This is a genomic window from Algoriphagus sp. PAP.12 (assembly GCF_026652115.1).
In the GTDB taxonomy this organism is placed as follows: Bacteria; Bacteroidota; Bacteroidia; order Cytophagales; family Cyclobacteriaceae; genus Algoriphagus.
On the sequence record NZ_JAPPSQ010000032.1, the window covers coordinates 1 to 25,728 of the forward strand.

At 41.3% G+C, this 25,728-nt stretch carries 23 protein-coding genes; 9 read left to right on the top strand and 14 right to left on the bottom strand.

Annotated features, from left to right (window positions below):
* Nucleotides 1-87 precede the first annotated feature (87 nt).
* The 6 genes from O0V13_RS20555 to O0V13_RS20580 all read left to right on the top strand — a co-directional run bounded on the left by O0V13_RS20555 (nucleotide 88) and on the right by O0V13_RS20580 (nucleotide 7,178).
* A complete protein-coding gene (locus O0V13_RS20555) occupies nucleotides 88-2,130 on the top strand; it encodes a Vgb family protein (protein WP_268036902.1) in 2,043 nt (680 codons plus the stop codon).
* Between the two features lie 276 nt (nucleotides 2,131-2,406).
* Nucleotides 2,407-3,444, top strand: coding sequence for an endo-1,4-beta-xylanase (locus tag O0V13_RS20560; protein ID WP_268036903.1), 1,038 nt, complete (start codon nucleotides 2,407-2,409; stop codon nucleotides 3,442-3,444).
* Between the two features lie 184 nt (nucleotides 3,445-3,628).
* Nucleotides 3,629-4,081: a DUF1569 domain-containing protein gene (locus O0V13_RS20565; protein WP_268036904.1), complete on the top strand. Its 453-nt coding sequence runs from the start codon at nucleotides 3,629-3,631 to the stop codon at nucleotides 4,079-4,081.
* A gap of 98 nt (nucleotides 4,082-4,179) precedes the next feature.
* A complete protein-coding gene (locus O0V13_RS20570) occupies nucleotides 4,180-4,728 on the top strand; it encodes a pyridoxamine 5'-phosphate oxidase family protein (protein ID WP_268036905.1) in 549 nt (182 codons plus the stop codon).
* 272 nt (nucleotides 4,729-5,000) lie between these two features.
* On the top strand, nucleotides 5,001-6,518 hold the full coding sequence (locus O0V13_RS20575) for a DUF4394 domain-containing protein (RefSeq protein ID WP_268036906.1): 1,518 nt from the start codon (nucleotides 5,001-5,003) through the stop codon (nucleotides 6,516-6,518).
* A gap of 384 nt (nucleotides 6,519-6,902) precedes the next feature.
* Complete coding sequence (locus O0V13_RS20580) at nucleotides 6,903-7,178, top strand: hypothetical protein (RefSeq protein ID WP_268036907.1); 276 nt, start codon at nucleotides 6,903-6,905, stop codon at nucleotides 7,176-7,178.
* Here the strand turns inward: O0V13_RS20580 and O0V13_RS20585 are convergent.
* The 12 genes from O0V13_RS20585 to O0V13_RS20640 are packed head-to-tail and all read right to left on the bottom strand — an operon-like array spanning nucleotide 7,175 to nucleotide 17,774.
* Entirely contained in the window at nucleotides 7,175-7,954 is a 780-nt protein-coding gene (locus O0V13_RS20585) for a hypothetical protein (RefSeq protein ID WP_268036908.1), read from the bottom strand. The two genes, O0V13_RS20580 and O0V13_RS20585, sit on opposite strands and share 4 nt — an antisense overlap.
* 47 nt (nucleotides 7,955-8,001) lie before the next feature.
* Nucleotides 8,002-8,841 carry a conjugative transposon protein TraN gene (gene traN / locus O0V13_RS20590; protein WP_268036909.1) on the bottom strand — a complete coding sequence of 280 codons (840 nt, stop codon included), beginning with the start codon at nucleotides 8,839-8,841 and terminating at the stop codon, nucleotides 8,002-8,004.
* A 20-nt stretch (nucleotides 8,842-8,861) separates the two neighbouring features.
* A complete protein-coding gene (gene traM, locus O0V13_RS20595) occupies nucleotides 8,862-10,178 on the bottom strand; it encodes a conjugative transposon protein TraM (RefSeq protein ID WP_268036910.1) in 1,317 nt (438 codons plus the stop codon).
* 2 nt (nucleotides 10,179-10,180) lie between these two features.
* Nucleotides 10,181-10,798 carry a conjugative transposon protein TraK gene (gene traK, locus O0V13_RS20600; protein ID WP_268036911.1) on the bottom strand — a complete coding sequence of 206 codons (618 nt, stop codon included), beginning with the start codon at nucleotides 10,796-10,798 and terminating at the stop codon, nucleotides 10,181-10,183.
* Between the two features lie 11 nt (nucleotides 10,799-10,809).
* Nucleotides 10,810-12,030 carry a conjugative transposon protein TraJ gene (traJ, locus tag O0V13_RS20605; protein ID WP_268036912.1) on the bottom strand — a complete coding sequence of 407 codons (1,221 nt, stop codon included), beginning with the start codon at nucleotides 12,028-12,030 and terminating at the stop codon, nucleotides 10,810-10,812.
* A 12-nt stretch (nucleotides 12,031-12,042) separates the two neighbouring features.
* Nucleotides 12,043-12,684, bottom strand: coding sequence for a TerB family tellurite resistance protein (locus O0V13_RS20610; RefSeq protein ID WP_268036913.1), 642 nt, complete (start codon nucleotides 12,682-12,684; stop codon nucleotides 12,043-12,045).
* Nucleotides 12,685-12,688: 4 nt separating this feature from the next.
* Nucleotides 12,689-13,336 (bottom strand): hypothetical protein, encoded by a 648-nt coding sequence (locus tag O0V13_RS20615; RefSeq protein WP_268036914.1) that lies wholly within the window; start codon nucleotides 13,334-13,336, stop codon nucleotides 12,689-12,691.
* 3 nt (nucleotides 13,337-13,339) lie between these two features.
* Nucleotides 13,340-14,044 carry a conjugal transfer protein TraI gene (locus tag O0V13_RS20620; protein ID WP_268036915.1) on the bottom strand — a complete coding sequence of 235 codons (705 nt, stop codon included), beginning with the start codon at nucleotides 14,042-14,044 and terminating at the stop codon, nucleotides 13,340-13,342.
* 12 nt (nucleotides 14,045-14,056) lie between these two features.
* Nucleotides 14,057-16,516, bottom strand: a complete 2,460-nt coding sequence (locus O0V13_RS20625; protein WP_268036916.1) for a TraG family conjugative transposon ATPase — start codon at nucleotides 16,514-16,516, stop codon at nucleotides 14,057-14,059.
* Between the two features lie 60 nt (nucleotides 16,517-16,576).
* On the bottom strand, nucleotides 16,577-16,909 hold the full coding sequence (locus O0V13_RS20630) for a DUF4133 domain-containing protein (protein WP_268036917.1): 333 nt from the start codon (nucleotides 16,907-16,909) through the stop codon (nucleotides 16,577-16,579).
* 41 nt (nucleotides 16,910-16,950) lie between these two features.
* The gene (locus O0V13_RS20635) at nucleotides 16,951-17,280 is read right to left on the bottom strand and encodes a DUF4134 domain-containing protein (RefSeq protein ID WP_268036918.1); all 330 of its coding nucleotides are present in this window, start codon (nucleotides 17,278-17,280) and stop codon (nucleotides 16,951-16,953) included.
* Between the two features lie 59 nt (nucleotides 17,281-17,339).
* Nucleotides 17,340-17,774, bottom strand: coding sequence for a hypothetical protein (locus O0V13_RS20640; protein WP_268036919.1), 435 nt, complete (start codon nucleotides 17,772-17,774; stop codon nucleotides 17,340-17,342).
* A 382-nt stretch (nucleotides 17,775-18,156) separates the two neighbouring features.
* Between O0V13_RS20640 and O0V13_RS20645 the strand changes: the two genes are divergently transcribed.
* Together O0V13_RS20645 and O0V13_RS20650 are read left to right on the top strand one after the other, a co-directional pair.
* Entirely contained in the window at nucleotides 18,157-18,423 is a 267-nt protein-coding gene (locus O0V13_RS20645; RefSeq protein ID WP_268036920.1) for a hypothetical protein, read from the top strand.
* 959 nt (nucleotides 18,424-19,382) lie between these two features.
* Nucleotides 19,383-22,670, top strand: coding sequence for a glycosyl hydrolase (locus O0V13_RS20650; RefSeq protein ID WP_268036921.1), 3,288 nt, complete (start codon nucleotides 19,383-19,385; stop codon nucleotides 22,668-22,670).
* Nucleotides 22,671-22,713: 43 nt separating this feature from the next.
* Here the strand turns inward: O0V13_RS20650 and O0V13_RS20655 are convergent, their stop codons facing one another.
* Complete coding sequence (locus O0V13_RS20655; RefSeq protein ID WP_268036922.1) at nucleotides 22,714-24,885, bottom strand: TonB-dependent receptor; 2,172 nt, start codon at nucleotides 24,883-24,885, stop codon at nucleotides 22,714-22,716.
* 43 nt (nucleotides 24,886-24,928) lie between these two features.
* On the bottom strand, nucleotides 24,929-25,255 hold the full coding sequence (locus O0V13_RS20660; RefSeq protein ID WP_268036923.1) for a hypothetical protein: 327 nt from the start codon (nucleotides 25,253-25,255) through the stop codon (nucleotides 24,929-24,931).
* Nucleotides 25,256-25,478: 223 nt separating this feature from the next.
* Here O0V13_RS20660 and O0V13_RS20665 point away from each other — a divergent pair.
* A partial coding sequence (locus O0V13_RS20665; protein WP_442780943.1) for a hypothetical protein occupies nucleotides 25,479-25,728 on the top strand: 250 nt, incomplete at its 3' end.

Genomic DNA, 25,728 nt, shown 5'->3' on the forward strand with positions numbered 1-25,728 from the left:
ATAAATCACCTATTTAAAGGTGATTTATTTTTTCTTTAAATAATAAAAAACTAATTTTTAAATCTAATCAACTAATATTTTTATATTATGTCTAGCTCAATCAACATCAAAGGAAGAGTATCTTTTAATCAATCCAATTCACTTACTGCATCAGTCAGGCTATGGGAATCTAACCTTGAGAATTCCATAGCAGAGACGACGGTGTCTGCAATAAACAATGGAGGATTCAGCCTTGTAGCAACTCCTTCTTCTGAAGATTCTGTTCTTTTCATCACTGCCAATTTAGATGCTACATCAGTAGTGCTGGTGTCGGTATTATCTCCTGAATCAATGACAGAAATTGAAGCAGGAGCAGGAGTGGTGGTTAATGAACTGACCTCTGTGGCTTCCGCTTTTACCTGCGCCCAGTTTTTCTCGGATAATCAATTATCGGGAAATCAAAAAGCCATTGGAATAGCGGCTAAAAACACGCCTAATCTAGTGAATCCCTTCACTGGGTCCTGGGGTGAAGTTTTGATGAATCCATTTAATATCACCCAGAATGAGACCTTGGCAAGAATTAATACCTTGGCGGCAATGATCTGCGCTTATGGGACGGTTTGTTCTCAAGATTCGGATTGGAAGGAGCAATTCTTGGCCTATTCAACACCCATGGGAGGAAATAAACCATCCAATACCTGGCAGGCAATGCTTGGAATAGCACGTTCACCTTGGCTTCACCCTAAAGAATTGTACAGTCTGTTTGACATTGCCTATCCTCAGCCTGAAGATGGCTTTCCCTACAAGCCTAACAGTTTGGTTCCCATGAGCCGAAGGAGTTCTCCTTTTGTTCCCTATTTAAGTTTCGCTCCAGAGGATTTTGCGATGATCTTGGCTTTTGGTCAGGGAGGGATTTGCGCTCCAGGAAAACTTTCACTAGATAAGGATGGGAATTTGTGGACAGGCCTTAATTGGATGCCGGGTGCTCAGAATGGCGTATATCAAGGAATTGGCGGAGGATTAGTCAAGTTGAGTTCCAATGGTAAATTACTTTCTCCACCCGTCACAGGTTATACAGGAATGGGAGTGGATGGAGCTGGCTGGGGAACGGCGGTCACTCAAGCGGGGACTTGTTGGGTGACCAGTTTCAACGGGTCTATCGGAATTTATAATCTAGAAGATGGCTCACCTGTTTTTGAAGAAATACCAGAAAGCTTGGCTGCTGAACTAAATAAAATAGGAGGTCTTCAAGGAATAGGGGTGGCTCCCAATGGCGATATCTGGGTAGTAGGAACCTCTTCGAATGTGATGCTCTATTTTCAGAATGGAGATCTGAATAATTGGAAGGAATATGATTTCACGGTTAATGATCCTGAAAATTCCAAAACCATCAGTTTTCTTTCGGCTCCTTTCGCGGCTGCAATAGATGAATCAAACCGGGTTTGGATCAGCAATACCAATGGAAAATCCCTAATGAGATTTACTCCGCAGCAAGAAAAAGGGAAAGTTGAATTGTTTTTCCTTGCCGGAGGAGGAAGGGGAGTTGCCCTGGATTCTCAAGGAAATTGCTGGGTGGCCTGTAATACCAGTCCGGATTTTCCTTCCACAACTCCGACAGATCATGTTTCTATTATTGAAGGTTTCGCTTTGGGCTTTCCCCATCTGGAGCAAACGGTGGGCAAAAAGAATAGGACTGGTTCTGTTTTTATGATTCCTGCAGAGGCAAGTGCTCAGGATTTATATGATGAAAGCACAAACAAATCAAAGCTGACCCCATTTGGAGATGGGCAATTGAGTGCTCCTTGGGGAGTTTCTGTGGATGGCAATGATGACGTATGGGTTGCGAATTTTATGGGAAGAGGAGTTTCATTCATGGTAGGAGCAAATCCTAGCGGAAGAACTGAAGGACTCAATACGGGTGATTTGGTTCATACCATTCATTCAGGGAGTATTCAAATGTTGACTGACGTGGTGGTGGACCAGGCCGGAAATCTCTGGTGTGCAAACAATTGGAATTTACCACAAACTGTGATGGGCGCAAAACCGGATCCAGCTTATTCCACTTGGGGTGGAGGTTCTGGAGTCCTAGTCGTTTATGGAATTGCAAAGCCTGCCAATACTCCAGTGGTAGGACCTGTTTCCAGCATTTAAAGCCGGTTAAGAGTAAGTGATAGAATGGTTTTGATAATTTCTTTAGGATGGAATTTGTCAAAACCATTCATGTTATCCTCGATGGGATTGCTTTGAAATAAGTAGATTTATTTGGCAAAATTAGACTAGTCCCATTGGATTGGAGAAATTCATTGGGAATTTGACTGAGGTCTGTAAACTATGAAAAGAAAACATTCTTTCTTAAAACTGTGGCGATGGCCCGCCTTTCTGTGTACCCTTTTTTTGATGGTGGCTTTTAGCTTACCTGCCCCAAAATTGAAACAGCTCTTTGGAGAAAGTTTCTATATCGGAGTGGCCTTGAATTCAAGACAAGTGGGGAGTTCGGATCCAAAAATCCAGTCGATTATCAAGGAAAATTTCAATAGTCTAAGTCCAGAGAATGGATTGAAGTGGGAGAGGATTCATCCTAAACCTGACCAATATAACTTTGAATTTGGGGATCGATATGTGGCTTTAGGGGAGGAAATGAATGCTTTTACAATTGGTCATACACTTATCTGGCATCAGCAGGTTCCTTCTTGGGTCTTTTATGATGAAAATAACCAACCTATAGCAAAACAGGAATTATTAGCAAGTATGGAAAACCATATATCTACTGTGGTTGGGAGGTATAAATCGAAGATTCAGGGCTGGGACGTAGTCAATGAAGCCATCGAGGAAGACGGGAGTTTCAGACAATCTTCTTGGTATAAAATAGCCGGAAAGGATTTTATCATAAAGGCTTTTGAGTTTGCTCAAAGGGCAGATCCAAATGCAGAGTTGTATTACAATGATTACAATGTCTGGAAAGCTTCTAAAAGAAAGGGCATTCTTGAAATGGCCAAGGATTTGAAATCTAAGGGAATAAGAATAGATGGAATTGGAATGCAGGGACATTACCAGCTCAATTCGCCCTCATTGGAAGAAATTGAGCAGGGTATTATTGATATCCACCATGCTGGTTTTAAAGTCATGATCACCGAACTTGACGTGGATGTACTTCCCAGACCTTCATCAGCTATTGGGGCAGATTTAAATCAAAATTTCCGAAACTCCGAGGAATATAACCCCTATATAGATGGACTTCCTTCCGAAATTGAATCCCAATTGGCCCAGAGATATGCGGCGATTTTTAAGTTGTTTGAAAAGCATAAGGATAAAATCTCAAGGGTTACTTTTTGGGGACTTCATGATGGAAGCAGTTGGCTCAATAATTTTCCGGTAAGGGGAAGGATGAATTATCCTCTTCTATTTGATAGAAAATTGAATCCAAAAACAAGCGTGATATCAGAAATATCTGATGTTTTCCATTAGTGCATTTAAATCTATTCTTAATCCTGTCTGCCCCATCCAAAGATGCTACCTGTTTCAATTGAAAAAAGAGAAGTGTTAAAACGGTTTGACGGGTGGCTTGAAGCTATTATCTTAATTTTTTCGGGGACTTCTTTTAAGCAGCTTTCAATTTTAGGTTTTAAAAAAAATGTATTGAGTTGATTTCATGAAAACGATTTTTGAAAAAAGTATCCAAGAACAGTTCATCAAAAGAATTCAAAATAGTAAGGAAGGTGATCAGCCTGTTTGGGGGAAAATGAATGTTTACCAAATGCTTTGTCATAATACCTATTGGAATTCTTGGATTTTGGGAAAAGGTGAGTTTGTCTACAAGCAAGAGATTATAGGTAAGATTTTTGGAAAATTTGCTCTCCGAAAAATGATCCAAGATGAAAAACCCTTGGACAAGAATATTCCAAGCTCACCGCAGTTTAAAGTGACAAGAGAAAAAGGTGATTTAGAAATGGAAAAATCCAAATGGATTGAATTGATCCAATCCTATAACGAGTATGATAACCCTAGTTTTATTCATGATTTTTTTGGAAAAATGAGCAAGGAACAGATAGGGCATTTGGTTTATAAGCATACTGACCATCATCTGAGGCAATTCGGCCTGTAAATGGATTTTTGCATTTAAATCAGAGAAAAGGATTCATTTTGAATCTAATTGGGTTGAGCAATAAACGGGGGATTCATTTTTAGATAAAGTCAAATCAAATGGGAAAGCAATTAGAGTCAATAACACCTGAATTACAGGGTTTCATAGAAGATCAGAAGATATTTTTTGTAGGTACAGCTGCCCAACAGGGGAGAGTAAATGTTTCTCCAAAGGGAACAGATTCTTTTCGTGTAATAGGACCCAATCATGTCGTTTGGTTGAATCTGACAGGTAGCGGGAATGAAACAGCTGCACATCTTTTGCTCCATGATCGCATGACCATTATGTTCTGCAGCTTTGAGGAAAAACCCATCATACTCCGATTGTATGGTACCGCGCAGATTTTTCATGAAAGGGATAAGCAATTTCATTCCTATTTGGAATTGTTTCCACCCAATGTTGGTACTCGTCAGATCATGTCCATGCAGGTGGATCTGGTTCAAACTTCCTGTGGTTTTGCGGTTCCTTTTATGGAGTTTAAATCCGAAAGATCAACCTTGAATACCTGGGCAGAAAAACAGGGTAAAGAAAGGATTGAAGCCTATTGGGATAATAAAAACAGAAAAAGCATCGATGGTTTTGAGACACAAATTTTTGGAGAGGAATAATTGAAAAATCGCTCTTTTGAAAACTGATGCTAGAGGTTTATCCACAAACCCTTTAAGGGTTTTTCTCCTTTACTTTTTTGGGCCGGTAGCACTTATAATTCACAAACCTTCATTCAGACCAAAATTGAGTAGAGGGGGTCAATTTGTGAAAACAAAGCATTGACAAGAGGTAGCTTATAGATTTCCCTAGCTCTGATTATAGTAATTTAATTGGAAGTCAAGTCAATCCAGATTAGGATTCTACTTCGTAAGTGTTTTAAAATTTTAACCTTATGAAAAAGAACTCCATTTACTCTTCGAGCCTTGCCTTGATTTTTTTGGCAATAGGGACCTTTTCCTGTCAGGAACGCAATGAACCTCGCGATGTTAACCCGGGGAACCCTCCAGCCATTGATTTTACAGCTTTGGCAGAAGGCAATGAACTGTACTTCTACCAAGAAGGAGATTTGAATTTCCCGGTTGACTCCAAGATGATCATGGGATTGGGATCCGGAGAAACAATTATTTCCATCGATTATAGACCTGCCACAGGTCAGTTATATGGTCTGAGCTCGGCCAGTAAGCTGTATCTAATCAATGAAAATTCTGGGATGGCCACCGCTTTGAGTGAAATGGCTTTTTCTCCCGCTATTGAAGGAATGAGTGCTTCTTTGGACTTCAATCCTACGGTGGATAGAGTGAGAGTGGTTTCTGAAACTGGACAAAACCTCAGGCTGCATCCGGAAACAGGAATGGTGGTCGCTATTGATGGAAGCATCAATGGAGGTATGGATCCGATGATCGGTGCAGTGGCTTATTCCAATAGTGTTTCAGGAGCAACTACTACAACTCTTTTCGATATAGACATCAATCAGGATAAATTGTACAAACAGGTTCCGCCAAACGATGGGGGGCTTGAGGAAGTAGGCAGTTTGGGAGAAGACTTTGATGGACCTACAGCTATGGATATCAATCCTGACAATACCTATGCACTTGCAGTCAGTAGGACAACTCCCAATCAATCCAGACTTTATTTAATTGATCTTGGCTCTGGTAATGCCACTTGGATCGGTAGGTTCAAGGAAGATGTGATTAGTGTCGCATTTAAAACTGATCCTATTGCCTATGCTGCTGATTCGGAAGGAATGCTTTACCGCTTCAATCCGATGATGCCACAACCGACAATGGTTGGTCTTCAAGGTTTGGGAGAAGGTGAAGAAATCGTTGGTCTAGACTTTAGACCAGCCAAAGGACAATTATTAGCTGTATCGAACTGGAGTCAGTTGTATTCAGTCAATCCTTCCAATGGGATGTTGATGAAGATTGGTGATCCATTTATGCCAATGATTGAGGGAACCTGGGTAGGTTTTGATTTTAATCCTACTGTGGATCGAATTCGTTTGGTGACAGACGCTGGTCAAAACCTGAGATTGCATCCTGATCTGGGAACTGTTGTAGCAATCGATGGAGATTTGAACCCAGGAATGCCGATGGTTTCGGCTGCCGCTTATTCGGATAATTTTGCAGGAACGACTCAAACCACCCTTTTTGTTTTGGATCACATGGATCATATGCTTTACAAGCAGATTCCACCCAATGATGGAGTTCTTGTAGCAGTAGGGGAATTAGGAGTTGAGTTTAGTGAAGAAAATGGTTTTGATATCGGAGGAATGTCAGGAATGGCCTATGCGCTTCTTCAAGTCTCCGGTGTAACTGGAGTATATCAAATCGACTTAATGAGCGGTGAGGCTATGAAAGTAAGTGAGGTGAATTTTAATCCTTCAGCGATGGCTGTTGGATTGGGTTTTTGATGAATTGGTTGGATAGAGTTGGAAAGGCGGGTCATGATGATCCGCTTTTTTTTGAGTAGGGTTTTCAATATTTAGACGTTGCTAGCATCTTTTTAAGATATTTTGACAGGATGTACCAAACCTCTTATTCTTAAGTTTTGAAGGGCTGCATCGGAAATGCTCAGCATTTTTTTGATATCCAGACTCCTTAACCACTCTTTTACTTCTTTTTTTTCTCCGATTCGGTATTAATGGACGGCTTATCCAATAAGGTTTTTAAGTCAGCGAAAAGCTGATTCCTTAAAGTTTCAAGATCTTCTTTGGTGATTGAATTCATGGTCACGGAGTTTTAATTGGTTTTTACTCCTGAGAATAATTACTTGGAAAACAAAGCCTGACCTTTGATTGGCTCATTCTGTTGAAAGTGGGTTGGTATTGGATATAGCCATATTCGTGGAGTTGACCCAGAATTTTGAAATAGGTAGCAGTGCTGGAGATCTTGGCTGCTTTCATCAATTCTTCTCTTTTAATGGGGAAGGGTTCATTTCCGCCCTGTTCTTCCCTAACATGAAGAAGTACGGAGAAAAGTCCTATATGGGACAGGCAGATCCTTGGATCCTTGTCTATGCCGGACATAAATTTCTCCAATACTTCTTTCATCAGGGTTCAGATGGCAATTAAACAGCTATTCTTTTCCTTTTTCTTTTTACAGTCTTTTCAGAGGGACTGTCTTCTGTTTCTCCCTTCAAATTCTGTTTCTGCGTTTTCTTTTGAACCTCAGATTTCCCTTCCTTTTGGGATTCTGAGGTTCTCATATGATTGGAATCATAGATGTTCAGATTTTTGAACTGAGGATTGGCCTCTATATACCGCTTTGTTTCAGTCCCCTCATTTAAGAAGGTGACAGATTGACGATTTCCCTTTTTTAGTGAGTCCTCCAATCTGCCGCGTTCTTCCGGGTTTTGAAGTTCCTTGATCGGATGCTTTTCAAGAGCCTGATTTAACTCAAACCCATAGTTTTCATGGAATTGCTTCAACTTGAAATTCCCCTGATTGTCTGTTTGCTTGAAATCCAACTGAACCCAGGCATTGTATTTCTGCTGGTCCCTGTTGACCAGATCTTTATTGACTGAGCGCCCATCCAAGAGATTGTAGCCTTCTTTGAGGGTAATGTTGTTATCCTTTCCGATGTAAAAGGTCTGCTTGGTGGATGGTTCGGTCTGGCCTTCTTTGGTGAGACTCAGCTCATATTTGTTGAAGAAATACATATCGGTCATGGCAGATTTCTTAAAGTACAGATTTGCCTGGATCTGATCTTCACCAAATTTTGTCTGATGATTTATGGTGAATTCCTGAGGTGCTTGTTGGATATTGTTCTTCAGATCTTCTTCCAAAGATTCTCCGAATCCGGTGTGTTTGACCTGGTTTTTGAGGTAATCGAAGTTTGGCTCATTCATGGCTTTTTAATTTTTGGTTTAAGTTGTAGTTCAATGGTTCTGTAGTTTTAATGCAGGATTTTGGCCTCCATCAAATGTTTGTTCTTGACTTTGAAATGGAGGTGACGGCCTCCGTTTGTTTCCATCAGATCAATCTTCAGATGCTTTTGGTCCGGAATGGTGAATTTGGGAAGTGCGACCACCAGAGTCTGGGCTGATTGGGCCGGAATCCTTTGTGCATTTCCATAAATCAGAATCGGAATTTGTTCCAGTTCCTGGGAGGCGGTTCTCTTGCTTTGTTTATTGTCCCTGATGAATAGTCGGAATTGATCTATATCATAGGGGATATTGGTTTGATTCTGAAGCCTGATCTGAAAATAAAGCAGGTCCTTTTCAATGTAAATTCCCTCCAGTATCATTCCTGTTAAAAAACGATGTTGCCTGACCCCCTGAATTGATTTGTTTTTAAGGGAAACTGCCTTGGCTGTTGTTTCTAATTGAGGTTTCGTCGGAATTGAACTTTCTAAATTCACCCTCACTTCGTTGATATTTGGATGAATCTTTAAATTCAGGGCTTGGGGTATTGCCTGATACTCTACTCTAAATGAATAAAACCCTCCCTCTTCTGTAATAACTGTCAGATTGCTGTTTGGAAGGGCTTTTGATTCTGCCTTTACCTGCAGAATGTTTTCAGTTTCTTTTGCCTTTTGTACCAAAATGGATCTGTTACCCCGGTCGACACTTTTTATGGCATGGGGAAAAATCAGGTTGGTGGTCATTTGCTCGCTGATTTGTATTTTGGAAGAAGGGATACTCCTTGTTTGGATTTGATAGTTTTGCTGGGCTGTAATCAGTTTAGGATAAATACAGCAGGTGATCAATAGCATTATAAGTCGGATAGTCTTCATGGTCTTTTGTTTTGGGATTCTTAATAGGTTGATCCATTATTGGAAATCCAGACTCGGTATCCTGCTTTCAGGTGGACCGGACTCTGTTTGATTTTTTTTCTTACCAGTCCTTTTGCAGTCTCTATGCCTGCGGCGGTTGCCTGGGCTTCCAGTGAATTGTCAAATGTGCTCAAACCCAGACTTTGGATTCCTTGGGCTCCTGTTTGGCTATTGACCTCTTGGGTAATAGATCCAGGGATGAGAATTCCTTCCAATCCATCGGCATCATGGATGGTTAAATCCACAGGGATGAGTTGGTCATTTAGCCTGATCTGTTGGATTGTTATATGGAGCCTGTTTCTGTTCAGGTAGGCTACTCCATAAATCAATTGGTCCTTGGGGAAAATTAATCCGGAAATACTCACCTGTTGAAGTAGACGAAGCTTGACAGTTTCTCCGGAGATCAGGCTCTGATCCTCTTGGATCACTGCCAAAATCGACTGGGAACTTGCTTGTTGGGAAGGAAAATCTTCCAAGCCGAAAAACTCAATTTTGTTTTCAAGTGGACCTGCATGCCCTTCTTGCTTGTCAGCCTGCAAAACAGGGAATTCATGAAGGTTATCAGGCTTCAGGTATTGGGCTTTTTTGATTGGATGATGAACTTTTTTGGCCTCTAATCTTTGTTGCACCCTTTGGGGATGTTGGATATCAAGAATTTTATCCAATAGATCTGCCATCTGCTCAAATTCAGGATCTGGTTCTGGGGCTGCCTTCATTTGCTGCATCATTTGACCCAATCGGTCCAGATTCTGATTCAAACTTGATTGGGTTTTATCTGATGGTGATTGGCTTGTCTTATCTGAATTGAGGCTCTTGGTTGTGAAATCCTGATTTTCATTCAAAGTTCTGTTGAGTGCTTCCAGCCTTTTTAGAATTTTTTCCTCTTGCGGGTCCTCGATGAGAGGAACTGAGCTTCTCCTGAATGGAATGGCATTCGGGTCAGAATAGAGATAGTCCGGGAGACCCTTTTCATTTTCTGTTTTTGATTCAGATATTTCCTCTCCCCGAAAAGCCATCTGGTAATAGGGATCTTTCTTTAATTCTTTCTGAATTTGGATGGAATCAGAACTGGAGCGTTGGTAATGTTCCAGTTTATCCATTTCCCCTTCATTTGAGTCGCTAATTCCAGGAAGTTCTAAATTGAGCCCTTGAATTGCTTTTTTTATCTGTAAATCTTCCGGGTTTTTTCCTCCTCCCAAGGCCCAGAAAGTCAGCGTTAAAAAGGGGATGGTCAGGAAAGGGATGATCAGCATAAATCTTCGCTGTTGTTGGGTTCTGTGATTGCCGGGATGTTTCATTTTTATCGGGTTTGAATTTGGAAATCATGGTTTTGCAGGGTTTTCCAGTTTTCGATCAAAAAACCATGGGGATTATTTTCACTTCTTGAAACCATTCGCAGATTTCCTTCTGTGACAAGGATTCTGGTAACAATAGATCCTGTGCGTGTGAGAATCTGTTTGCCATGAAATCTGAAATAATAGGGACTGTGACTTAACTGAACTTGTATGCTGTCTGTCAGGATTTCCTGACTGATGTTTCCTGCAATGATGTCAGAGTAGTAGTTGACTTCCTTTAGATTATCATACTGTCTTTTAGCGGATTGGTCGGCTAGGTACAATGCCTTTTCCGTATTGGTTTTGATGACTTTTTCATCCGGGTCCAGGCTAAAGAAATAGCGATGGAAAGTGGAGATGTGGTCTTTGGCTTCAACTGTAAGATTTTCCCTTCGGTCAGTCAGGAATGCCTCCAACACTTTCCCATTAGCCAGGACATAGACTTTTTGTTGCAGAGCAGTACTCAGTTGCTGGCTTTTGTAAAAAGTATAACCTGCAAATAGAAATGAGGCAATAATGATGATCAGGGTATACAATCTGATTTGCCTGAATGCGCTGTCTATATTTTTTGGTTTTTCAAACATAGGAGGGATGCTTAGGAATTTCCTTTGATTTTGTCTGATTGATAATTTTCGTTTTCATTGAAGTATTTCGAACTAGTACCTCTTGATGAAAGAGAGTTAATCAAATTGGCAGCCTTATCTCCAAGGTAATCGGCTGCCATGCTTGTCCCTTTTACAGCGATACCTGCACCTGTTCCGGCCATGGCGACTGTATTGACACTTGCCCTTGTAAAGAAACTGGTGGTTTTAGAGGAGAGGGCTCCTCCGGAGGCTGCATGGACAATGTAATTGGCAACCGAGGGGACTGAGAAGTAACCGATGATTCCAATGATGAGAAAGATCAGATAACCGGTGTCTGTTGCCGAGAAGAAGGTATCTCCAGTATTCTCGATCTGGCCTATATCCAGGACCAGCATTTTTTCCTGAACAGTGCTGATGATGGCCCCGAAAATATTGGCTACAGGCAGCCAGAGATAAATGTTGATATAGCGGGCCAACCAGACTGTCAGAGTATGATGGAAGCCATCGTAAACCGAGAGTCCAAAGACCAATGGTCCCAAAATGGAGAGTACAATTAACTGGAAGGTTCTTAATGTGTTGATGCACAGAGAAGCTGCTTCAAAAAGCAGTTGTAGGATCTCAGCAATGGCCTGTTTGATCCAATGCTTGAAATTAAAGCTGAATTTGGCTCCGGCGAATTCCATGCTTTTTGAAAAGGATTCCCAAATTCCTTCCTCTGGAGCCGGGCTGCCTTCAGGTAAACCTTCTGTGTATTTGAGCCATTTTTCATAATCTCCCTGACGGTGGTTGTTCCTAAACATGACTCCCTGGATGGTTCCTTTCACCAGTTCCTCCTTATGCCTGAGCAGATTTGCGATGGCTTGGTTAGAATTGTCCATCATGGCTGCAGTCGCTGTCACAGTGGGATTCATAACCCCGTTGACCAGAGCTAAGACCGAGGGGAACAAGAGAATACAAAAGCCGATGACAAAGGGACGGAATAAAGGATATAGGTCGACGGGTTCCGCATTGGAGATGGATCTCCATACTCTGACAGCGATAAACCATAATGTGCCAAAAGCAGCAATTCCCTGCGCAACTGTAATGAGTTGGCCACAAAGGGGCATCATTTCAGCATAAAGCTCTTCCAAAACAGCGTGGAGTCCCCGGTTATAGCCTGATTGGGCCATGGATTGGATTGGTGATAGGAGTGACCCGATTAGAAAAAGCGTGATTTTAGAATGGATTTTCATGATTCTGGTGGCTTAATTTTCTTTGGATTGAAAAAGACTCCAAACCCCATTCAATTCATTTTTGGCCTTTAACCGGTTGCCTGCCAGAATCTGGGTTTCCTGATTGAAAGAGCTTAGAAAATGTACTTTATCTTCCATGTCCAAATGGATCCGGTCGATGGCTTCCAGCCTTTCTTTATCTGACATCCTGAGCTTTCCGGCAGTCAAAACCAGACTGAGCTCATCGAGTTGCTGCAGGCTTTTTTGAAAGAGATTTTCATAAACTGTTGATAGATAAGAAATCTCGGTTTGGGTAAATTGACCTGATCCTTTGAAGTATTGGAAAGCCACTTTATAGTCTTTGATCAGTTTGAGTTGATAGCGGATGATTTCAGCCACTTTGTGGTAATTCTTTACCGATGGACTTACCTGTAAAAGGCTGTTGAGAAAAGTTTCATGTAGATTGAAATTCCCCTCTGCCAGATTTTCAATTTGGGAATAGCCTTGCTTCAAGGTTGCATATCCCTTTTCCAAATCGACCATGATTTGTTTGAGCTGACTTAACTTGGCAACATTGAGAAGTAATTGTGCCGCCTCATCTTCCTGGGCTTTTACAGGTTGAATTCCCAGAATCAGAAGGTAGGGCAGAAGAAATAGCAGTTGGATTCTCATCATTTGATCAGTTAATTGATTTTGGATAGAGGTTCTTCTGAAGCTGAATCGATTGGGAATCCAATTGTCTGAATTGTAATAAACTTTGACAATCCTGTTGGAGCAAAAGCGTGAAGCTATATGCCTCTTTCATTTGCGCATGGATTTGCTCAATACGGCTGATTCTTTCTGCATCATTGAGCCGGTAATGTTCTTTTCCCAAAAGGGATTGAAGCTCAGTTTGGATTTGATTACACTCTTTGTGAAGTTGCTCCACTACAAACCTGATGACGGATTTCTCGCTTTGTGTTAAGAAGTCTTTTTCAAGGACCATTTTTGGAAATTGATCCAGGAGATGGAGTGTTTTAGAATATAGGGCAAGCGTTTTTTCAGCGCTTGGATGGTTTTTGACCTGAGAGGAGATCAGAGAAAATGAGTCAAAATAGGTTTTATGTTGGCCAAAGTCCCCGCTCTTTAATTGGTTGTAGAGAGTTAAACCTTGGGATACGGTTTCATAGCCTTGCTTAAGTACCAAACCGTATGCTTTCAATGCAGCAATCTGTTCAGTCAGATATTTCTGTTGGGTTTCTTTTTGCTTCCACCATTCTTCCCAGCTCTGGGCAGGGGATGGAATGGTAGTGCATATCAAATAGAAGAGAAGGATCAGTCGTTTCATAGTTTAGGGATTGATACCGTACAGGGTTTGTATTTGGATAAGTTCATCGGAACTGGAGGCCCGTTGGCAGCTTAGTAATCCGTTCCCTTGATTGAAAGAGACTAGGTCCAGGTAGTTTTGATCCACCCGGTCGGCGGTGCTGTTGATGAGTTCGAGTCGTTCTCCTTCGCTCATCTGAAGGGTAAAAGATTTGATTAAAAGGGCCATTTGATCCAGGTTTTGGACTGAAGTTGCCAAAATGCCTGAATAGACCTTGGCCATGTACTCGATTTCATTGGGAGTGAAATGTTTGTCTTGCTGAATAATGGCCCAGACTTTTTGGTATTCAGAAACTATTCTGGCCTGCTTTTTTGAAATCTCCCGGATTCGCTGATATCCTGAAATGGCAGATTTGATTGTCTGCAGCTCATTGAAATAGTTTTGGTACAGATCCCGCTGTTTTTCAGTCCAGTTGGCGATTTCTTGCAGTTTGAGTTTGGAAAGCGTGTTTTCCAAGACCTTTTGTGCGTTTTGCATCCAGAGCACTTTGTTCTGTTCCCTTTGGATTTTCAGGTCGACAGCCACTATGACTTTGGTGATTCCTTTTTTGATGATTTCAAGGATTGCCACAGGGACAGCTGCTTGACTTTGGGTTGGGATGAATGCGAGTCCTAGACAAAGAATTGAAAGTAGGAGAGTCTTTTTGATTTTTAAGGGGAGGAGTTTCATTCTGCTGCTTTTTTAGGTGGAGGATTCATTGCAGAGTGCCGCTATTCCTTTTTCAATGGACCCATAGCGTTGGGCGGACTCCATAACCAGCAGTTTTTCTCTTTCCTCAGTGGTGTAGGTCAGGTATTCTTGCTTCGAAACTTCGGTTCGGTAAACCTTGGAAAGGGTTCCTCCCAAACTGATGAATACTTCTTTGTATCTGCGTTTGGGATCATTGGCTTTGTTGACAGAAAGCACCAATGCCTTTTCTTTGTCGGTTAAGCCTAAGAGCTGTTGGATTTGGTCAAACTTGTTTTGGTATTTGGATTGATCCAATAGGATTTTGCAATCACTGTTGTTGATGATGGCCTGTTTGACCACCGGAGAACTGATGAGGTCATCGACCTCCTGGGTGACCACAATCGCCTCTCCATAGAACTTGCGGACCGTTTTGAATAGGTACTTGATGTATTCGGCCATGCCTTCTTTGGCTATGGCCTTCCATGCTTCCTCAATCAAGATGAGTTTTCTGATTCCTTTGAGCTTTCGCATTTTATTGATGAAGACCTCCATGATGATAATGGTCACCACCGGGAAAAGGATCGGGTGATCCTTGATATTGTCCAGTTCAAAGACGATAAAGGGTTCCTGTAGCAAATCGAGGTTTTCCTGCGCATTGAGCAGGTAATCAAACTCACCACCCTGATAGTAGGGTCGGAGCACATAAAGAAAATTGCTGATATCGAAGTCTCTTTCTTTGACCTGGTCGGATTCTAAAATCAGTTGAAAGTCTGTTTGCAGATATTCATAAAAGGTGTTGAAGGAAGGGAATAACTCCGGGTGAGTCTGCAACTTTTCATAATACCCTTTTAGAGCATTGGATAGGGCGACGTATTCGCTTCTGCGGAACGTCTCATTGTCTTTTTTCCAGAGGGCTAGGAGCAGGGTCTTGATGCTTTCCTTCTTTTCGGTGTCCAGTTGATCTGTTTCTGCAATATAAAAGGGGTTAAATCGGATGGGGTTTTGTTCATCATATGTGAAATAATAGCCTTTGGCCATCTCACAGAGTCCCTTGTAAGAATGTCCCACGTCGACCAATACTACATGGGTACCCTGCTCAAAATAGCTTCGGATGAGGTGATTGGTAAAAAAGGACTTTCCAGAACCACTGGGTCCTAAAATAAATTTGTTTCGGTTGGTACAGATCCCACGTTTGATGGGTTCATCCGATAAATCAACATGGATGGGTTTTCCGGTTAGTCTGTCGCCCAACCGGATTCCAAAGGGGCTTGGGGAGTCTTGATAACCAGTTTCCAGATTTAAAAAACAGGTTGCCTGTTCTACAAAGGTATCATAGGTGTCATTCATCGGAAAGTCAGCAGCATTTCCTGGAATTCCGGCCCAAAATATCTGGGGAGCTCCTACCGTTTCTTCCTTTCCTAGGGCCTCCAACTGCGAAAATGCGGAACCAACCAACTTTTTGATTTCCTGAAGTTGATCAGGCGTTTCAGTCCATGTCAATAGATTGAAATGGGCTTTTACTGGAATGCGTTGCTGACTGATGGCTTCATTTAAAAAGTCATTGGTGGCATCTCGGGCAATGGTATTTTCTCGGCTGTAGTTTGCCAAAGATTGGAGCCTGAGTCGTTTGGACTCCAGATCCTTGAGGGTTTGCTGGGTATCTCCGATAAAAAGATACTGGTTGTAAATATGATTGCAGGGAAGCAATTGACCCAAAGAGGCAGGAAATCCAATGCTGAATTTACTGGTATCCGTACTGTATTTATCGTAATTGATTCGGCTCCCACAGAGTGTGGGGAGGTTATCAGCTTCACTGAGACTGAATATCCTACAGGATTTGTTTCCTATCTGAAATTGTGGCTTGAACTGGATGTCCTGAATCCAACCCTCAGATTTATTGATTGAAAGATTGAAGTAGGATTCCAAAAGCCCTTGGTGTTTCGGACTGCTGAATAAAGATTCCTCTTCGAGTCTGATTAACCTGACAAATCCACTATCGGAAAGAATGCGCTCGAATTGACCACAGGTGTCCAAAAAGCTGGGAAGGGTTTGGCTGAGATTCAGTTCCTGGGGAATAATGTGAGATCTGAGAAGTGTCGAGAACAGACTCGTGGAGGTTTTTCTGTTTTTGGGTTTGAGGGTAAGAAACAGATAGCAGGAATGATCCAGAAAAGGTCTTTCATTGAAAAACTGATCACTGCTTCTATTTAGAAAACTTGTGTTTTCTTGCCTGAAATCTGATTCGAATTGGTTTTGGGTAAACCAATCCTGCTTATGCAGTACAGAGTTTTTTGGAAGGGTTTTGATGGCTTTGATCCAAACCTGATGAAATGCCTCGTAGTCCCGATCACTTAGCGTAAAGATTTCTGGCAAAAAAGCCTGGTATGCAAGTGTGATATCTCCCATTTTGGATAGGATACAGTCCCTTTCAATACTTAAGATTGGAAAGTGTTTTTCTAATGATCTTTGCATGGATTGAAGGATTGGATTTTTGATCTTGATAAGATGGTAGTGGAGTATTGCTCTCTTTTTCTATTCCTTTTTTAAAGATTTTGGTTTGCGAAAGACTCCTCTTGATTTTAGGCGAATGGCATAGGGAACCTTCCTGTATGCCAGTTTTTTACTCATCCCGTGTTCTCCATAGCGATGGCTGAGTTTATAGATTTGTTGGACCAGGAGGCCCCCTGAGGTCAGGATGATTCCCAGGCAGATAAATGGGTTCAGTCCCAGAATATAAAGGATGACAAATCCCATAAGTAGTGCCAGCACACCGGCAATGAGATACCAGATGTACTGGGCTTTTAATCCCTTGAATTCAATGGGCTTGTTGATGCCCTTGTTGATTTTGTAGATGCTGATGGACATGGTTGAGAGAATTTTAGCTTGGTTTTTCTGTGTGGCTATTCTTACACTCCAAAGAAGGACTGAATGACCGTGGCGACAACTACCAGAAACACGCAACTGCCAAACCAGGCTGCGGCCACTTTCCCGGTATCCGGATCTCCTGCATTCCATTTTTGATAGACTTTTACTGCTCCGATCAGCCCTAGGATTGCTCCAATGGCGTACATCAAACTGGTACCTGCGGCAAAATAACTTCGGACCTGTCTGTCGGCCTCAGCGATTCCAGCCAATCCATCCTGGGCTTGAGTGAGGGTGACAGTAATTAAAAAGAGGAATGAAGTGAGAACTGCCGTTTTTTTAAAAGTGATGCAATGATGTTTTACGTTTTTCATGAGGAGTTTATTCAGGTGGTTTAGGAAAGTTTGTTTGATGTGGGATAATAGGAGAGGGCTTAGGTTTCCCAGAGGGAATCCAGATCAGAATCAATGATTGGAATTCGGTTGGTTTTTGGGATATGCTCTGAAAGAAAATTGGTGATGGCATTCCTGAAGGCGGGGTCCCGAAGCCCGGGGTGGTTGGACAGTAATTGATGTAGCAATTGAAAGAGTTGCTCTTTTGCTGTCGTAGTTCCCGCCTTTCTCAGAATGCGGTTGAGTTCGGCTACTGTGGTTTCCAGTTCTTCATAGAGATCGACTCTATTTATCTCAGTCGAGGTTTGAGATTTTTGATTTTCCTGAAGTCCAAGCGGACTGAATCTTATAGAATTTCCAGAAAGTAAACCTCGGATTTCTTTGGGGTAGTAGTAGACTGCGACTCCCAGATAATAAAGGGGTAGGCAAATCGCCATAGCGCTGAAATAGTGGGTCCAGGTTATTGCTTCCAACATGATTTCCTGTTTTGGTTTGCAGGATTTGTTTCCCGCTGACAGAAGCAAAATTGTATAATGTAAAACCCTGTTTTTTACACCGTTGTGGTAGCTACCAAAAATTGTTTATGAATTTTTTATTTTTTGATCCAGATTTATTGGGGTAATGAAAATTGTTGGTCAATATGATGAGGGTGTGTGGTTTGTTCTTGTAAAAAAGTAATTGTGCCGTTAAGTGATGGATTGTTCTCTGAATTTCCAGCCAGGATAGTACTTGGGGCTCTGGGCGACCAGAGGGTTCCGGCATAAAGCTGCTTCGCTTTTTATTCCTTTTCCTTCAGGTCTTTGTCGCCCCATGACTGGGGGTGCTTCATAATTCATTGTTCCAAAAAAACGAAAAAAGATGATGGAGAGGCTGGCAAGAAAAATTGATCTGTTTGAAGTAGCTGAAATAAAGCTGAGCTATTGCGGAAAAGTCAAAGCAAGCCAGAGACCCAAAGTGAATAGTTCCAGACAGGTATTTGAGGTTTTCTCAAAGGTATGGGAAGAAGAAAGTATCGAGTTTGTAGAAGATTTCAAAAGAATGCTGCTATCCAGAGCCAATAGAGTTCTGGGGATTGTTAATATATTACCACCAGTGGAAAGGGCATTCATAGTTGGGATATCATAAATCAAAAAGAGTGTGGAGGTTTGAGGAAATCGATTTCTTTCGATCCTAAATAGTTGTCCAGGCTTTCTCATTAACATCTTTTACCCAAGGTTAATTTTTGGCCGATTCATCTACTAAATATCTTTCACACATCTTATTACCATTACTATCCTTCGTATTCCAAATTGATTTTCCATCCATGATCTCCAAAACAAATTCCTATGGTTTAACAACAAACCAAGAGGCATATATTCTTTAAAAATTATCTAGGTGAAATCCTACAATGGATGTGGCTGCAAATAATTTTTGCTATTTTCTAATTATGTCAATGTTGCGTGAACCAGTGAGAGGGACCGGTTATAGATTCAATCAAAAAATAGATCAAGTGGATAAGTTTTTCCAGCTACCATTTTAGCCAGTTTTGCCATCGCAAGAAAACGAAATTCATAGGATAAAATTTAGTTTCGAAATGCTTCCTAGTGCAATGGCAAATCCTCCTCCTTAAAATCAGATGGAAGTTTATAGCCTCTCTTAAATAAAGGACACCAGTATTTTATTTTTTCGGCCTGTATAGCTATGTCTTGAACATTTGTCAAAATCGACTAATACGCCATAAAATGACTTATCATCACTTTGAAAATATTCTCATTGCTCCTTTCACATATGAAAGACAATCTACTATAGGGCTATCCCTGATTTACTAATAATTTAAAATTGAATGTTCATTGGTTTTCATCCTCAATAATACCTCAAAATTACCTTTTTCACTTCTTAAGTGGCCAATAGCCTACCAAATAAACACCACCAATCCACAAACTTTCACTGATTCAGTTTCCAATTGGCCTTGATAGCACAATTGCTTTTTAGAAAGGATGATTCACAGATATTTATTATGGATAAAATTGTCTCCTTATGCAACAGGATAGTTTTGTCAAAATGAAACATTAGGATTGTGTAGCCTCCGTAAACAATAACCCAAGATGAAGAAATTACTACTTATTTGCTTATCACTTTTTATTGGTAGTCATGTTTTTGCCCAGCAAAGCCAACCGTCAAATCCAATCGATCAAAACTTTCTTTCTCCTCCCAATTCAGCGAAGCCTCGGGTTTGGTGGCATTGGATGAATGGAAATATAACGGAAGAAGGGATTCGTAAAGACCTGGAATGGATGCAAAGAACGGGAATCGGAGGATTTCAGAATTTTGATGCGAATCTTTTTACTCCTGTGGTGGTGGAAAAGAAACTGGTTTTTATGACTCCAGAGTGGAAAAAAGCCTTTCAGTTGGCAACAAATCTTGCCGCAGAAAAAAACTTGGAGATGGCGATTGCCGGTTCTCCGGGATGGTCAGTGACAGGTGGTCCATGGGTGAATCCAGAAGATGGGATGAAAAAATATGTATGGTCGGAGACATTAGTAGCAGGAGGGAAAACCTTGGATTTGAAACTCGCTCAGCCTTCAGGGCAAACTGGTAAATTCCAAGATGCTCCGCTTGAGGGCGGAGGGATTTCTGGTGGCTTTATAGGTGAAGTGCCGGTTTTTTACCAGGATGCGATGGTTATCGCTTTTCCAGTGAAAGAACATGAAAAAAAGATTCAGGAATTGAAGCCAGTAGTGACCTCCAGTGGAGGAAAGTTTGAGTTGGGTTTATTAACAGATGGGAAATTAGGGGAATCTGAATTTTTGCCTCCCATGGAAGTTGGGGAAGACATGTGGATTCAATATGCTTTTGATCAGCCACAGACTTTCAAGGCGATGAGTATTTCTGGCGCGATGAATGGAGCTTTGGCAGAATTTAATGGAGGTCCGGAAAATAGAAGTCTAAAAGTCAGTGAAGATGGAGTGAATTTCCGAACCATTGCCAAAGTTTCAGGGAGTACCGTTCCGTTTAATACCGTGTCTTTTCCAGCCACAACTGCTAAATTTTGGAGAATCTGTTATGAAACTCTCCCTGGAGAAGTCAATCTTTTCGCTGCCATGGCTGGAGGACCCATGGAAGCACCAAAACCTGCAGGAGTGGAGGTAGCAGAATTTGTTTTGTACACAACTTCAAGGGTAGATCAGATAGAGGATAAAGCCGGCTTTTCTCCATGGACGGAGGATTACCAAATAGCATTGGATAATTTTAATAAATCGGATGATGATGTGATCCAAAAAGATCAAATCATCAATCTAACTTCTAAAATGAAAGCCGATGGAACGCTTTCCTGGGAAGCACCTGAAGGGAAATGGAAGATTGTTCGATTTGGATATTCATTGACGGGACGTCAAAACCATCCTGCATCTCCTGAAGCCACCGGTTTGGAAGTGGATAAATTAGACCCTGAAGCAGTCAGAAAGTACATCAATCATTATTTGGATTTGTATCAGGATGCTACCGGAGGAAAATTGGGCGCTGCTGGCTTGGAATACATGATTTTGGATAGTTATGAGGCAGGTCATATGACTTGGACTTCCAGGTTCCCGGAAGAATTTGAAAAAAGAAGAGGATATAATCTCACTCCTTATTTGCCGGTTTTAACAGGAATGTTGGTGGGAAGTAGAGAGGAAAGTGAGAAGTTTCTGTGGGATTTCCGAAAGACAATCGGGGAAATGATTTCGGATAACCACTATGACATCATTGGGGAAGAGTTGCATCGAAGAGGTATGAAGCGCTACACAGAGTCCCATGAAAATAAGCGGATTTATCTGGCAGATGGGATGGATGTCAAACGGCACGCAGATATCCCGATGTCCGCCATGTGGACTCCTGGAAGTTTGGGAGGTGGCACAGACGAGGAAGTCAGAAGTGAAGGAGATATTCGGGAATCTGCTTCTGTGGCCAATATTTATGGGAAACCATTTGTGGCGGCCGAATCCATGACATCAGTAGGGAGACCATTTCAGGAATATCCTGAAAGATTGAAAAGGACGGCAGATTTGGAATTGGCCTCAGGGCTCAATCGATTTGTCATTCACACTTCCGTTCACCAGCCTTTGGATGATAAAAAACCCGGATTTTCTTTGGGACCTTTCGGTCAATATTTTACGCGACAGGAAACCTGGGCAGAGATGGCCAAACCTTGGATCGATTATTTGGGAAGGAGTTCTTATCTAATGCAACAGGGAAGAAATGTGGCAGACATCCTTTATTTCTATGGCGAAAACACCAATGTCACTTGGGTTACCAGAGAAAAACTTCCCGATATCCCCAAAGGCTATGAGTTTGATTTTGTAAACGCTACGGCCTTATTGGAAGCGATCAAGCCTGTCAATGGAAAGCTTGTTGCCCAAAGTGGAAATAGCTATGAGGTCTTGATATTGGATGAAAGTGCCTCTCTAATGACCTTGCCTGTTTTGAAAAAGATCCAGGAACTCGCCCATGCAGGAGTTAAGATAATCGGAAATCAGCCTATAAAATCTCCTAGTTTATCGGATAATGAACTTGAGTTTAAAAAAATAGCAGATGCAGTTTGGGCTTTGGAGAATGTGGGGCCAACTGTGAAAATTCCTGTGGCATCGGATGTGCAAATTTCGGGTACAGATCATAAAATCCTTTTTAGGCATAGGAAGACTGATAATACTGAGATCTATTGGTTTAATAACCGAAGTGTGGAACCCACTCAAGCTAGGGTTAGTCTTAGGGCAGCTGGTAAAGTTCCTATGAAATGGGACCCAATTAACGGAAAAGCGCAGTTGATTTCCTATGAAGTGAAAAATGGTAGAACTGAAATTCCTTTGGATTTTGAGTCCTGGGATGCCTTTTTCGTAGTGTTGGGAGGGGATGAGGGAGCGTCTTCTTTCGATGTTTTTGAATCGGAGGAGAGTTTGGTTCAGGAACTTTCTGGAAGTTGGAATGTGGATTTGGATGGGGTAAAAAAGGAATTTTCAACTTTGACTTCATGGTCGGAAAATCAAGAGGATGAAGTTCGGTACTTTTCGGGTATAGCCATCTATCATAAGACCTTTGAGGTTTCAGAAAAGGAACAGGGGAGGACTTATTACCTGGATTTGGGTTCGGTCAAGAATTTGGCTGAGGTAATCTTAAATGGGCAAAATATGGGGGTTGTCTGGAAAACTCCTTTCAAATTAGACATCACCAAAGCATTGAAACAGGGAGAAAATCAATTGGAAATAAGAGTAGTCAACACCTGGGTGAATCGATTAATTGGAGATGCCCAAGAAGGAGCTGAAAAAACGACTTTTACCACCATGCCATTTTACCAAGCTGATTCACCTTTAATGGAGTCTGGGTTATTAGGGCCAGTTAAGATTTTGAAAGCGCAATAAAATTTACTAGCCCCTTATGTTTAAAGGATTTAGTAAATTTGTTTTAAAGTAATCTGAATTTTATCCCTCCATTGATCACAAATCCATCGACAGGAGCGTAAATATCTCTGAATTCCGGATTGGAAAGGCTTCCTGTGTAAATTGAGTCAAACCGAGTTTGTCGGGTATCCAGGAAATTCTCAAAATTCAGGAAAACTGAGAAATTCTCTCCAAATTTCTTTTCACTCATCAAACCTACGATCCAATAGGATTTTCCAGTTTTTCCATCATTCAGTTGCTGAGGGCTGAAATAATAGGCTTCTAATCCTATCCAAAAATTCTCATGTTTTTCATACATCAAAACATTGTTAATCCGGTGTTTTGCTACCAATGGATAGGTGGATTTGATGTCATTGTATTGCTGAGTCACATCTGCAAATGTATAACCTACAAAGAGCTTGAAGTCTTTGTAATTCCACTTCATATTTACTTCTACTCCTTGGGTTTCAAGGCTTCCTTGAGGTTGTTGGAACTCATAATTATTTCCTGCCGGGGTAAGTAAAAGAGGGTTTTGAATGCTGGTATAGAAGAAAAGCGTATTGGCAACCAAGGAGAGTTCATTCCCAAAAGCCACTCTGTAATTGATGTCAAGATTGGTTCCGGCAGATTTTTCTGCTTCAAATAAATTGGGATCAATCGGAAGAATATTCTGAAAATGATTTCTCTCAGCATCTTCTGTAAAAACTGTTGGTGATTTGTAACCCAATCCACCTCCCAATCTGAATGTGATAGCTTCACTCGGCCTGTACATGGCTGAAACCCTTGGCAAAGGAAATACTCCATATTCCTTTTGATAATCTAGTCTAAAGCCAGATTCCAGCGTCCATTGCTCAGAAACATTCCAAAGGTTTTGAACAAAAGCGCCATAGGTATTTAGCGTATAATCCAAAGGAAGGGCATCATTTCCTTCTTTTTGGGAAAACTGATCCGTCCATAAATTCAGTCCACCTATCCATTCTGAATTTTTTCCTTGGGTATTCATATTTACCTCAGAGAAAGAAGAAAATTGCTTTCCTGAGAAAAGAAAATCCGGCACTTCTATACTTCGATCGTAAAAGCTCAAACTGTTTTTGACAGTTAGCCGAGTAACTTCACTGAGTTGATTTTGATAGTGGAGACTTGTAGAAATTCGATTCGTAGCATTTTTCTCAAAATAAGGCTCATCTACAGATTCACCTTTGATAAAATCAATGTTTCCTCCCAATCGGTCCTCCTGCATTAGATTCAATCCCAGGACCAAACTTGATTGTGAATCAATGTCCCAAAAGAGCTTTGGTTTAATGGTAAATCGATCGAATTTTGGGATCGCAGTCAAATCTATATCAGCTGGATCGTATGCAGTCCCTTTATTATAAGAAGTGAAAATGGTGGTTCCGATTTTGCCTTTTTTTGCTGCATAATAAGCACTTGCATCCAAGCCCAAGGCAGAAGTTCCATTTAGCATAACCGACAATTCGGGTTCTTCTTCTGGAGTTTTGGAAATCAAATTAACAAGTCCTGCGATGGCACCTCCTCCATATAATGTGGAAGAGGCTCCTTTGATGACTTCCACTTGGGCTAAGTCCAATGGCGCTATTTGCATCAGACTTAAGCCGGAAGAATATCCCGCGTATAAAGGCAAACCATCACGTAGTAATTGGGTGTATTTTCCATCCAGACCTTGAATCCGGATGCTGGAATTGTAGCTTGTAGCAGAAGTCTGTTGGGTTTGAATCCCTGTACTTTCATTCAGTAGCATCCGGATGTCTCCCGGTTTCATATTTCCTTTTTCTGAGAGTTCCTCCCCAGCGATTATTTCTACTCGAGTGGGTACGTCTTCTATTACCCTGGAACTTCGGTTGGATTGGACTACCAAAACCTCCATTTCTTCATGGGAATGCTCCAAAGAAATTACCTCGGGTTCTTTTTGGGTAAAAGGAAAGGTTTTTTGAATTTTTTGAGATTCGTAGCCTAGAAATCGAATTTCAAGAGTAAATGTTCCGTCTGGGATTTCATTCACAGTGGCAATTCCATTTTCATCAGAAACAGCTCCAATGGAAATTTCCTTGAATAATAATGTGGCTCCGATCAAAGGTGAGCCCGAATCTTCATCAATGATTTTTGCTTGGTAGCTGCTTTGCGAAATAGCAGAGTGTGAGGCAAATAGGAGTATGCCTACTAAGAAATATTTTAGCATGGTGATATTCAATGGGTAAGAAAGAGGAAAAGCTCAAGTTGAGCTAGGCAATTATTGGGAGAGCTTTGCCTGGAGGTTTGATGATTCTCTTTCTATGCTGATCGGGAAAAGGGGCTTTCCATTCTGCAATGGGCTCAATGGTAATTTCTTCCGAAGAAAGAAGTGGAGGGAATGAAAAGTCCTCGGTGGAGAATCCTGTGCAGCTACCGCAAGAATAAAAAGGAGAGCAGGGTAACTGATCCTCGCAATCATCCTGAGAGTCGGAATTTTGATTTTCCTCGATGGTATCGCATTTGTTTTCTGTACTACAGCAGGGCATGGCTGTCAGCCAAAAAGAAAACAAAGCCAATAAGACCGGAAAAACCTTCATGCCTCAAAGGTAATGATTATATGAATATTGATTTTCGATAAACAGAGGTAAATATTGATTTCTTAGTCGGTTTGTCCACCTTTTTCTGGAAGCCTGAAGTCTGTTTGTCTTTTTTTTAGCTTTTTTAATTTTATCTGGAATTTTTCTAAATAATCTATTTTGATTTAATCTAAATAAATATATTTGCCACGCGAAATCTTGATTAAATACAATATCTATCTAAATGAAAAGCTTAAATTTTTCAAAAGCCCTAGTTGGAGCAGCTGCGCTGTTTGCCACAATGTCATGTTCTTCTGAGGATGAAAATCCAAACCTTAGGTTGACAATGGAGTACTCTGCCGTGTCGACAAGCAAAGGTTATTCAGAGCAGTTTGTTGATGTGGAGGGGAATACTACAGTCAGCAAAGAGGAAGGAACTTTAGGGTTGGAAATGTTCCAAGCCTTGAACTTGATCGGAGACTTGCCTTCCTGGT

What these genes read in the sequence shown, in the direction of transcription:
- O0V13_RS20660 (WP_268036923.1), bottom strand. Translation starts at nt 25,255, where the DNA reads ATGAAGGTTTTTCCGGTCTTATTGGCTTTGTTTTCTTTTTGGCTGACA.
- O0V13_RS20635 (WP_268036918.1), bottom strand. Translation starts at nt 17,280, where the DNA reads ATGAAAAACGTAAAACATCATTGCATCACTTTTAAAAAAACGGCAGTT.
- O0V13_RS20615 (WP_268036914.1), bottom strand. Translation starts at nt 13,336, where the DNA reads ATGAAACGACTGATCCTTCTCTTCTATTTGATATGCACTACCATTCCA.
- O0V13_RS20640 (WP_268036919.1), bottom strand. Translation starts at nt 17,774, where the DNA reads ATGTTGGAAGCAATAACCTGGACCCACTATTTCAGCGCTATGGCGATT.
- O0V13_RS20575 (WP_268036906.1), top strand. Translation starts at nt 5,001, where the DNA reads ATGAAAAAGAACTCCATTTACTCTTCGAGCCTTGCCTTGATTTTTTTG.
- O0V13_RS20655 (WP_268036922.1), bottom strand. Translation starts at nt 24,885, where the DNA reads ATGCTAAAATATTTCTTAGTAGGCATACTCCTATTTGCCTCACACTCT.
- O0V13_RS20650 (WP_268036921.1), top strand. Translation starts at nt 19,383, where the DNA reads ATGAAGAAATTACTACTTATTTGCTTATCACTTTTTATTGGTAGTCAT.
- O0V13_RS20645 (WP_268036920.1), top strand. Translation starts at nt 18,157, where the DNA reads ATGATGGAGAGGCTGGCAAGAAAAATTGATCTGTTTGAAGTAGCTGAA.
- traN (WP_268036909.1), bottom strand. Translation starts at nt 8,841, where the DNA reads ATGAAGACTATCCGACTTATAATGCTATTGATCACCTGCTGTATTTAT.
- O0V13_RS20610 (WP_268036913.1), bottom strand. Translation starts at nt 12,684, where the DNA reads ATGATGAGAATCCAACTGCTATTTCTTCTGCCCTACCTTCTGATTCTG.
- O0V13_RS20625 (WP_268036916.1), bottom strand. Translation starts at nt 16,516, where the DNA reads ATGCAAAGATCATTAGAAAAACACTTTCCAATCTTAAGTATTGAAAGG.
- traK (WP_268036911.1), bottom strand. Translation starts at nt 10,798, where the DNA reads ATGTTTGAAAAACCAAAAAATATAGACAGCGCATTCAGGCAAATCAGA.
- O0V13_RS20565 (WP_268036904.1), top strand. Translation starts at nt 3,629, where the DNA reads ATGAAAACGATTTTTGAAAAAAGTATCCAAGAACAGTTCATCAAAAGA.
- traJ (WP_268036912.1), bottom strand. Translation starts at nt 12,030, where the DNA reads ATGAAAATCCATTCTAAAATCACGCTTTTTCTAATCGGGTCACTCCTA.
- O0V13_RS20570 (WP_268036905.1), top strand. Translation starts at nt 4,180, where the DNA reads ATGGGAAAGCAATTAGAGTCAATAACACCTGAATTACAGGGTTTCATA.
- O0V13_RS20620 (WP_268036915.1), bottom strand. Translation starts at nt 14,044, where the DNA reads ATGAAACTCCTCCCCTTAAAAATCAAAAAGACTCTCCTACTTTCAATT.
- O0V13_RS20585 (WP_268036908.1), bottom strand. Translation starts at nt 7,954, where the DNA reads ATGAATGAGCCAAACTTCGATTACCTCAAAAACCAGGTCAAACACACC.
- traM (WP_268036910.1), bottom strand. Translation starts at nt 10,178, where the DNA reads ATGAAACATCCCGGCAATCACAGAACCCAACAACAGCGAAGATTTATG.
- O0V13_RS20555 (WP_268036902.1), top strand. Translation starts at nt 88, where the DNA reads ATGTCTAGCTCAATCAACATCAAAGGAAGAGTATCTTTTAATCAATCC.
- O0V13_RS20630 (WP_268036917.1), bottom strand. Translation starts at nt 16,909, where the DNA reads ATGTCCATCAGCATCTACAAAATCAACAAGGGCATCAACAAGCCCATT.